Genomic DNA, 7,500 nt, shown 5'->3' on the forward strand with positions numbered 1-7,500 from the left:
CTCTTTAGCAATTTATCCTACTGAAATTTGTTTGAAGGTAGGCCATAACAATTTGTTAAAAATTTCAAGAGCCTTATGCTGATGTCAAAAACCAAGTAAGATTTACATATTTTTTTCTTACCCAACCTCAGATTCTCTCAAAATTCATTTGTATTTTCCAGCTTCGAATTAGCATAAGTAAATTTGAATTTCAGCTATATCATATAAAATTCAAATTTTGTCTTACTTTACATCAATACGTGCTTGACTAGCTTCTCTACTAAAACCGTCTGGATATCTTTTGGCTAATTTAGATATATTCATTTGAGCAATATCTTCTAGGGTATATCCCATTTCGTGGGCCATAATGGAGATATAGTACATGATGTCCCCCAACTCCAACGCCAACTTATGTGTATTCCCGTTCTCTTCCCCTGGACAATGAGCTGGATCAAATCCATGACCATGAAAGATGGCTTTTTTTACGATATCAGCAACCTCACCAGCTTCTCCAGTAAGTCCTAATGCTGCATTTAAAACTCGTCCACCGAAATCGTTATTTGCATTCCATGTACGTAATGTTGCTTCCTGATATTGATCTAATTCACAGATTTGATTAATATTCATTACAGCTTGTCCTCCCTTAGATTCACTAACTAATTTAGTTGTTACATATACACCGTTTTCCATAGCTTTCATTTTCATCTACTCCCTTTAACTAATGTTTTTATTTTTAGACTTAGCTGGTGTTGTAGCTGCTTTTATGGGTTCCCATCCATAACTCAATCTAGATCTGAAAGTACTTACACTGATGCCATTGGATTCGGCAATCTTAACAAGTCCCTTCCTGTCAATTTGTTTACGCGTTGGAATACTTGCTGCATCTTTAGGATCCCAACCATTATTTACCCTGCTATAAAAAGTACTTGAATTGATTCCGTTTTCCGTTGCCAATTCCAACCACTTATTGCTTTTCCCTTCGCTCATATGCCAATATGTTCTTGGTGGTGTGGTCAATGCTTCTTGTAGTTCCCAACCGTATCTGTACATTCTCATGTAAAGAACTCTTCTACTTATGCCGTTTGATTCAGCTTGCTGATATTCCTCATCAGTTAACCAACGATTGAAAGCCATCACTTTTCCTCCTAATCTAGCGCTAAAAATTCTGCTCTAGTACGATTTGAATGAGTTATCCTAATCTTCTGAATATCTTTCCCGTGCTCTTCTAAAGTTGCATTCCAAGCTTCGGTTTCAGTCTTAGCATCAAAACAATCCATTTTTTGCCGTTCCTCTTTATCGTAAAAATGCACTTCAAAACTTGGATTCAAAAACTTTTCACTGGTGCTTATCGCGTTATAGTTGAAACTCCCTATAACATCATCAATAGTTAATTGCTTCATAATCGCATCCCCAGTTATTTTATTTTTTCTGTGATGGTAGTTGATACACGATCAACTTTCCCACCTTGCCAAGTGATTACTTGTTCCCCAAATCCTGTTACTGGAGGATTCAGTGGCGTAACCTCACCATTCTTGACCACATAAATTTTATTATCAGTAACATCGATTTCAACTTTCGTAGGCTTCATACGACTGAAATCCCCCTTTTTCTTTTTAGCTAACTTTTTGTTGTTGATTCTGTTTCAACTCTTGTTTCATTGACTCGAATTTAATTAAGTACGCATTCCAACGCTTATCGTTTTCCGCTTGCTGTCGCTTTGCCACTTCACAATTACAACCGTTCGTTTCAATTACACCCGGATAAGTTTCTTTACGAATAATCCCTGTATCATGACATAATACGCACATTTTTATTTCCTCCTTTTATACTTCGATAAACCTTTGTAAACGTTGCTTTGCTATCTCTCTTCTATAACTAGCCGCTTCATTTTTTACAGTTAGACTTGTTTCAACCATTCGGTCATATGAACGTTTTCCAACTTGATTTTTCAGCTCTTTTGGTTCCAAATTACTCGTATATAAAGTAGGAAGTTCTTTTCTATACCGACCATCAATGATATTGAATAATTTTTCTTCTACCCATTCCGTAGTTTTTTCTGCTCCAATATCATCTAATATAAGTAAATCGCATTCTAAAAGTGCTCTCATGATTTGCGTTTCGTTTTCCTTATTTTCACTATTGAACGTACTGCGAATACGTTGTAATAACTCTGGAACACTTTGAAATACGACAATGTATCCTTTTTTAGAAAGCTCATTTACAATCGCGGCCGCTAGGTGTGTTTTGCCATTACCAGGATCTCCCCAAAGCATTAACGATTCTCCGTTCCATTCTTTAAATGTCTTCACGTATTTCACTGCGACTTTATAAGCTGTCTCTGACCCATTCCTATCTAAAAACGATTCAAATGTGCTTTTTGAGAACCTTTCTCCTAAATTACTGATGCTGAACAACTTTTCTATTTCTCGTTTCTTTGCAAAGTTTTGAGCTTCACGTATTTTTGCTTCTTCACGTTCTACAACACACTCACATGTAGGCAGTATTTTGTTTTTAATACGTAACTGCGGAACTTCTACAGTTATTGCCGCGATATATTTATTACAGTGTTCGCATGTATACCCTTCTGTTTCTTCACTACAAGCCGATGTATTCACTATCCGAGTCATCACTCTTCCGATTGATTCCGACACGTTTTTTCACTCCTTTTTTAGGTTGTTGATTTAAATACTCTTCAAATTTATTCCCAAATAAAGTAGAAGGTCTTAAGTATTGGTTGTATTCTTCATTTTCAATCCAATGTGAGGCTTTGATATCAATTACTTTTTTGAAATCATCTATATTAAAACCTTGATTAAACCGAGCTTTAATTAAATCTCTAGTTTTCTTGGTTGATACTCGATACGAAGTATTACAAGTTTGGTTGAGATAGGTTACTATCTCGACAATATATTTATTAATATCTTTTTCTAATTCTTTTTCTAATTCTTCTTCTTTGTCCGTTTCATTGCTGTTACCTGTAACGTTACAATCGTTACCGCCAGTTAACAGCGCTTGTTTTTTTCGTTCTCGATGTGCCGCTACACGTTTTTTTGTATCTTCTCGAATCTTATCTAGACCTGTTAAACTCTGATGCTTACCCCAATTCGATATGCTAATGAATTGTTTATCATCAATCTCGATCATCCCAAATTGCTTAAACGTTTGTAGAGCATAACGTACGGTTTGCAATGGTCTATTAAAAATAGTAGCTAGCATTTCTTCTGTATAAGGAATGTTTTCATTTAAAAAGATGTATCCATTAGCGTTCGTTTTTCCAGCTTGAGCAAGTAATTTAATCCAAATAATGAGTAAAGTGTCCGCTTCAGGCATACTTTCAATTAATTTGATTTTTTCATCTTCAAACATGTTTGTAGTTAACTTGATCCATTTAACTTCTGACAATTTATTTACCTCCTTGTACAAACCACCACATATGCTTGTCCACTTTTAATAATTCGTTGAATTTCATAATGCGGATAACCAACTTTGAAATACTGTTCAATCATTTGTTTTAATTCATCTTTACTTTTTGCTAAGTCCCAAAACTTTTTAGGTAATAGCACTTGATATTCAATTGAATGCATGTACTATTTCCCTACTTTCCGTGGTATACTTATAGCAACTTGTTTTTTCGAAAGGACCCACTGCCATGGGTCTTTTTATTTAGTTTCACATCACTCCAAGCCCATCGTTTTATCGGTTCGTAAGTAATGTAAAGCAACAATACACTGCATGCGATAAACATTGCGAATACTACTAACGATGTTGTATCTTCCACTAAATCACCTCCTTATTTATCAAACGATAATTTTGTTAAATACCTGAAATTCTGTTTTAACTAGCATTTGTTCCCACCTTTTGCGCTTCTACCCATTTAAGAAAGTCTTCCGCTTTAACACGTTTGCTTTTTCCAATTACGATTGTTGGGAAGTCCTTTCTCTTCATAAGTGCGTATGCGGCTGATCGAGAAATATTTAAGAATTCCTGTACATCCTCCGCTTTCAGTGAAAACGGTAGTTGTTTAATTTGGTACATGTTTTTTCACTCCAATCATTTTTTAAGTTCAAATATGGATATACTATCTTATAGCGTCGCCCTCAACTATAACCCTTAGGGCGACTTAGATTGTAAAAAAAATCTCTCTCACTTTATCAAATCACTAATCGATACACCATAAAGTTCCGAAAGTTTTTTTAATTTCTCTACCGATAATCCTGATTCTCCTTTTTCAACATTATGATAAGAACGTTTAAATTTCAGACCTAAAGCCTTTGAAACGTATTCTAAAGAATAACCATTTTTTTGTCTTAGAGATTTAATTCGTTGTGTATTTAGCATTTTAAGTCACCACCTTCAACTTCTAAACTTAGTATAACCAAAAGTAGCCCTAAAGGCAACTTTTTATTTTTTAAAATTTATTTTTTATTTTTACGTTGCCATTAGGGCTACTCGTTGTTACATTTAAACTAGATACTTTTTACAAGTAGCACGAAAGGATGTTATAGATGAATATCATAGGGGAGAGAATATTCGACTTAAGAAAAGAACGAAAACTAACACAAGAAAAAATAGGTGAAAATATTGGTGTCAGCAAGCAAACTATTTCCAAATATGAAAAAGGGACAAAAATCCCCTCACGCGAGAACATTGAAAAATTAGCTGATTTCTTCAATGTTCCCATTGATTACTTATTCGGGAAAAGCGATAATTCCATTAAAAGCAGCAATAATATAAAAGAAATATTTGAAAGTGATGAATTACATTGGGATGGAAGAAAGCTGTCTCCTGAAGAAATTGAAAGTGTCAAAGCGCTTTTAGAAGTAGCTATCCAAAGAATGTTAAAACAAGAAAAAAAGGATTAGCATGAGGCTAGTCCTTTTTTTGGTTCCATTCGCTGCATGACTTCGCTTAATTCATTGTCAGTAATGAATCCTTGTTTATGTATTTCTTTCAAAGCATGAAGAGTATCATTTTCTGAGACTTTATCCCCTAATAAATATTTAATCATTGATTTTATTTTTTCTTCGCCACTTATTAACAATACGAACTCCTCCATCCCAATTAATATGTGATTCTTTTAACAAACTGTGCATTTTTGTAACGTTTCTCAAAAATGCATACCCCTTAAAAAGCACTCAAGACGCTACTTAGTAGTAGCGTCTTGAAAAATAATTTATAAATTTCTAATGAGTTCCTGGATCAACCATTAGATATGTAGTTTCTAATTTACTTGAATGTGCTTGTGAAGTAGCTTTATTTTGTTCAACTGCTCCTAGTAATCCCAAAACACATACCATTGTAAAAATAATTTTTTTCAACCTATTTCACTCCCTCTTTAATTAAAAGACGTGTCACCAAATTTGAATAGAATACATTCCCATTATTAGCGAATTTTTCTAAAGCTTCTTTGAGAACCATTATATCATTTCTATCTACAAAAAATAAATAATATAATTTAAATGCGGATAAATTTTCCCCTTGTTTTTTTAAGTTTTCAAAATAAGATTTAGCTTTAACTCCTGAACCAAATTTAGCATCAAAGAAAGCTTTTTCCGCTTCTCCTACGAAATCCCAATCTATTTTATCTACATTTATTCCATACTCAATTCGTAAAAAAGCTAATGTGCTATGAACTGATCGATACATTTTACTATAAGTAGTAATGCCTAATTTTTTTATTAACTTTAGACTTTCCAAAAAGTACGTTTCCGCCTGAAAAGGATTTTCAAATATAAAAGACTCCCCTAAGCAACTCAACGCTTTAGCCTTTATAACCGAATCTTCCGGAGCGGATCTTATTATACTATTACAAATGTCCCTGCATTCTTTTATTTTATTGCTAAACAAGTTAATATGAGCTTTTCGATCATTATGTTGTAAGTCCAAATGTTTTTTTATAAATGCGTTTTCTACGAGTGGTAAATTTTGATCAATCTTTTTAGAATACGGGACCATAGCCATGAAATTACTACTATCATATAGCGCAAATCCATGTAACATGTCTACTATTATTTGATAGTCAACATTTTTAGAGTGGGATAGTTCATCTAATTTCCGTTGTAATCCTTCTCCTTCTAATTTGCTCAAATTTCTTTGATTATATAAATCATACAAATGTAGATACTTGTTTATTTTCTCTTTCTTATCATTGTTAATATGTTTTTTAATTAACTTTTTCATTAATTGATACTCACCAATTGTTTGACAATAGGACAGTCCCTTTTTTACGTTTAGATCACTCTCACAAGCCAATATAAATTCTCTAATTTTCTTTCTACGCTCCGTCCAGTTTGGATACAAGTCGGGAGCCATTAATAAGAATGACTCTAACTTCATTTCTTTAATTTTCCCATTTAATACCCTATTAAGATTAGTTCTATCAATATCTGCTTTTTCAGCTAATGCACCAACGTCCAACTTAACATAATTAATATGTTCTTGTAAGTTCTTGATAAAGCTCTTCATTATAAAATTCCCTCCTAAATCAGAACCCAAAACACATCCCTTATTTCTCAATAGGAAAATGAACCATAATTCTTTGTACGCTTACGAAGTGTGATATACTATGTAATGACTCATGGAAACTTTTCCCTATCTATGCTAGGGTGAAATGTTATAGATGTGCGGCCTTACATCTATAACACCGTGGGTCTTTTTTATTCCTTTTTTTCATTAAATTAAGTTTATCATAAGATTTAGAATGTTCGTTCCTATTATGCTGAAATCATGTTGAGAAAGTTTTTTTCAAAAAGTCTATTTTTTCATTAAGAATATTTTACCACCAAAAGAACATTTGTTCTATAATTTCCCAATAGCATTATCAATTAGCGTGACATTTATTATTATACGGACAAAATTCATGACATATATAGTCTAAAAATTCTCATGTATTTATACTAAAACTATGAATACATTTGGAGAAAATTTAAAAAAATTTAGAGCAAGTCGTTCCCTTATTCAATCCGAGCTCGGTGAAAAAGTGCAATTAAGTCGTAGCCAGGTTGGCAATTTAGAAATCAACTATAATCAGCCTGATCTCGACACTTTGGATCGTATTGCATCATATCTAGGTGTATCTGTTGATGCTTTAATGGGCAGAACAACTACACTAAACGAGAAAAATATAGCAAATGCTCTCAATGAGATTCAAACGGTTTTCGCAGGCCTAGATGAATCTCAACGAGAGCAATTCTGTAAACAACTCGTTTTATATGCAAAGTTCCTGAAAAATCATAACGAGCTATTATGAGTCGATTGTAGTAGAAAACATTTCCAATCACAATGGTAAAAAACAACAAATTTTATCAACAAAAAAAGAGAGCGTTATGCTCTCTTTTTTATATTCCTGTGCCTGGATCAGAAATCATCTTTGAACCACCAGGTTCTTTTATGTACCTTTTCATTTCGTAATCCCCCTCGTATATTAATATTTAAGCCCTATCTCAGGCTTAGTTTTACTCTCTAATAAGAGTCCAGTAATAAAGAAAATACTTGGACGTCTCAAGATATTTCTAGATAATG

At 33.3% G+C, this 7,500-nt stretch carries 16 protein-coding genes; 2 read left to right on the top strand and 14 right to left on the bottom strand.

Features of this window, described 5'->3' with window-relative positions:
- Nucleotides 1-222: 222 nt before the first annotated feature.
- From MR168_RS19435 to MR168_RS19485, 11 genes are all read right to left on the bottom strand, one after another.
- Complete coding sequence (locus tag MR168_RS19435; RefSeq protein ID WP_086391646.1) at nucleotides 223-678, bottom strand: nucleoside triphosphate pyrophosphohydrolase family protein; 456 nt, start codon at nucleotides 676-678, stop codon at nucleotides 223-225.
- Nucleotides 679-693: 15 nt separating this feature from the next.
- Nucleotides 694-1,113 (bottom strand): hypothetical protein, encoded by a 420-nt coding sequence (locus tag MR168_RS19440; RefSeq protein ID WP_086391645.1) that lies wholly within the window; start codon nucleotides 1,111-1,113, stop codon nucleotides 694-696.
- Between the two features lie 11 nt (nucleotides 1,114-1,124).
- Nucleotides 1,125-1,379, bottom strand: a complete 255-nt coding sequence (locus tag MR168_RS19445) for a hypothetical protein (RefSeq protein WP_086412541.1) — start codon at nucleotides 1,377-1,379, stop codon at nucleotides 1,125-1,127.
- A 14-nt stretch (nucleotides 1,380-1,393) separates the two neighbouring features.
- A complete protein-coding gene (locus MR168_RS19450) occupies nucleotides 1,394-1,567 on the bottom strand; it encodes a DUF3954 domain-containing protein (RefSeq protein WP_000805174.1) in 174 nt (57 codons plus the stop codon).
- Between the two features lie 25 nt (nucleotides 1,568-1,592).
- On the bottom strand, nucleotides 1,593-1,787 hold the full coding sequence (locus tag MR168_RS19455; protein WP_086391643.1) for a hypothetical protein: 195 nt from the start codon (nucleotides 1,785-1,787) through the stop codon (nucleotides 1,593-1,595).
- Between the two features lie 15 nt (nucleotides 1,788-1,802).
- Nucleotides 1,803-2,606 carry an ATP-binding protein gene (locus MR168_RS19460; RefSeq protein WP_086391642.1) on the bottom strand — a complete coding sequence of 268 codons (804 nt, stop codon included), beginning with the start codon at nucleotides 2,604-2,606 and terminating at the stop codon, nucleotides 1,803-1,805.
- A complete protein-coding gene (locus tag MR168_RS19465) occupies nucleotides 2,575-3,381 on the bottom strand; it encodes a phage replisome organizer N-terminal domain-containing protein (RefSeq protein ID WP_086412542.1) in 807 nt (268 codons plus the stop codon). The genes MR168_RS19460 and MR168_RS19465 overlap by 32 nt, the downstream gene beginning before the upstream one ends.
- Nucleotides 3,382-3,386: 5 nt before the next feature.
- Nucleotides 3,387-3,563: a hypothetical protein gene (locus tag MR168_RS19470; RefSeq protein WP_086412543.1), complete on the bottom strand. Its 177-nt coding sequence runs from the start codon at nucleotides 3,561-3,563 to the stop codon at nucleotides 3,387-3,389.
- A 29-nt stretch (nucleotides 3,564-3,592) separates the two neighbouring features.
- Nucleotides 3,593-3,757, bottom strand: a complete 165-nt coding sequence (locus MR168_RS19475) for a hypothetical protein (RefSeq protein WP_086391639.1) — start codon at nucleotides 3,755-3,757, stop codon at nucleotides 3,593-3,595.
- A gap of 56 nt (nucleotides 3,758-3,813) precedes the next feature.
- A complete protein-coding gene (locus tag MR168_RS19480; protein ID WP_000284333.1) occupies nucleotides 3,814-4,014 on the bottom strand; it encodes a helix-turn-helix domain-containing protein in 201 nt (66 codons plus the stop codon).
- 108 nt (nucleotides 4,015-4,122) lie between these two features.
- Entirely contained in the window at nucleotides 4,123-4,317 is a 195-nt protein-coding gene (locus MR168_RS19485) for a helix-turn-helix domain-containing protein (protein ID WP_000935436.1), read from the bottom strand.
- A 167-nt stretch (nucleotides 4,318-4,484) separates the two neighbouring features.
- Here MR168_RS19485 and MR168_RS19490 point away from each other — a divergent pair, with 167 nt between their 5' ends.
- A complete protein-coding gene (locus MR168_RS19490) occupies nucleotides 4,485-4,841 on the top strand; it encodes a helix-turn-helix domain-containing protein (RefSeq protein ID WP_016125848.1) in 357 nt (118 codons plus the stop codon).
- Here the strand turns inward: MR168_RS19490 and MR168_RS19495 are convergent.
- The 3 genes from MR168_RS19495 to MR168_RS19505 all read right to left on the bottom strand — a co-directional run bounded on the left by MR168_RS19495 (nucleotide 4,838) and on the right by MR168_RS19505 (nucleotide 6,444).
- Nucleotides 4,838-5,020 carry a hypothetical protein gene (locus MR168_RS19495; RefSeq protein WP_086391638.1) on the bottom strand — a complete coding sequence of 61 codons (183 nt, stop codon included), beginning with the start codon at nucleotides 5,018-5,020 and terminating at the stop codon, nucleotides 4,838-4,840. The genes MR168_RS19490 and MR168_RS19495 overlap by 4 nt on opposite strands.
- Nucleotides 5,021-5,162: 142 nt before the next feature.
- A complete protein-coding gene (locus MR168_RS19500; protein ID WP_242291454.1) occupies nucleotides 5,163-5,276 on the bottom strand; it encodes an ABC transporter ATP-binding protein in 114 nt (37 codons plus the stop codon).
- 22 nt (nucleotides 5,277-5,298) lie between these two features.
- Nucleotides 5,299-6,444: an AimR family lysis-lysogeny pheromone receptor gene (locus MR168_RS19505; protein ID WP_086412545.1), complete on the bottom strand. Its 1,146-nt coding sequence runs from the start codon at nucleotides 6,442-6,444 to the stop codon at nucleotides 5,299-5,301.
- 439 nt (nucleotides 6,445-6,883) lie between these two features.
- On the opposite strand from MR168_RS19505, the gene MR168_RS19510 reads away from it, so the two are divergent.
- The gene (locus tag MR168_RS19510) at nucleotides 6,884-7,228 is read left to right on the top strand and encodes a helix-turn-helix domain-containing protein (protein WP_086412546.1); all 345 of its coding nucleotides are present in this window, start codon (nucleotides 6,884-6,886) and stop codon (nucleotides 7,226-7,228) included.
- The last annotated feature ends 272 nt before the right edge of the window (nucleotides 7,229-7,500 follow it).

It is taken from the genome of Bacillus cereus group sp. BfR-BA-01356, from assembly GCF_022663635.1.
GTDB lineage: Bacteria > Bacillota > Bacilli > Bacillales > Bacillaceae_G > Bacillus_A > Bacillus_A cereus.

Bases quoted from the DNA above. Each gene is read 5' to 3' on its own strand.
- MR168_RS19435 (WP_086391646.1), bottom strand. From the start codon at position 678: ATGAAAGCTATGGAAAACGGTGTATATGTAACAACTAAATTAGTTAGT.
- MR168_RS19470 (WP_086412543.1), bottom strand. From the start codon at position 3,563: ATGCATTCAATTGAATATCAAGTGCTATTACCTAAAAAGTTTTGGGAC.
- MR168_RS19440 (WP_086391645.1), bottom strand. From the start codon at position 1,113: ATGGCTTTCAATCGTTGGTTAACTGATGAGGAATATCAGCAAGCTGAA.
- MR168_RS19450 (WP_000805174.1), bottom strand. From the start codon at position 1,567: ATGAAGCCTACGAAAGTTGAAATCGATGTTACTGATAATAAAATTTAT.
- MR168_RS19485 (WP_000935436.1), bottom strand. From the start codon at position 4,317: ATGCTAAATACACAACGAATTAAATCTCTAAGACAAAAAAATGGTTAT.
- MR168_RS19460 (WP_086391642.1), bottom strand. From the start codon at position 2,606: ATGACTCGGATAGTGAATACATCGGCTTGTAGTGAAGAAACAGAAGGG.
- MR168_RS19445 (WP_086412541.1), bottom strand. From the start codon at position 1,379: ATGAAGCAATTAACTATTGATGATGTTATAGGGAGTTTCAACTATAAC.
- MR168_RS19455 (WP_086391643.1), bottom strand. From the start codon at position 1,787: ATGTGCGTATTATGTCATGATACAGGGATTATTCGTAAAGAAACTTAT.
- MR168_RS19500 (WP_242291454.1), bottom strand. From the start codon at position 5,276: ATGGTATGTGTTTTGGGATTACTAGGAGCAGTTGAACAAAATAAAGCT.
- MR168_RS19505 (WP_086412545.1), bottom strand. From the start codon at position 6,444: ATGAAGAGCTTTATCAAGAACTTACAAGAACATATTAATTATGTTAAG.
- MR168_RS19510 (WP_086412546.1), top strand. From the start codon at position 6,884: ATGAATACATTTGGAGAAAATTTAAAAAAATTTAGAGCAAGTCGTTCC.
- MR168_RS19480 (WP_000284333.1), bottom strand. From the start codon at position 4,014: ATGTACCAAATTAAACAACTACCGTTTTCACTGAAAGCGGAGGATGTA.
- MR168_RS19490 (WP_016125848.1), top strand. From the start codon at position 4,485: ATGAATATCATAGGGGAGAGAATATTCGACTTAAGAAAAGAACGAAAA.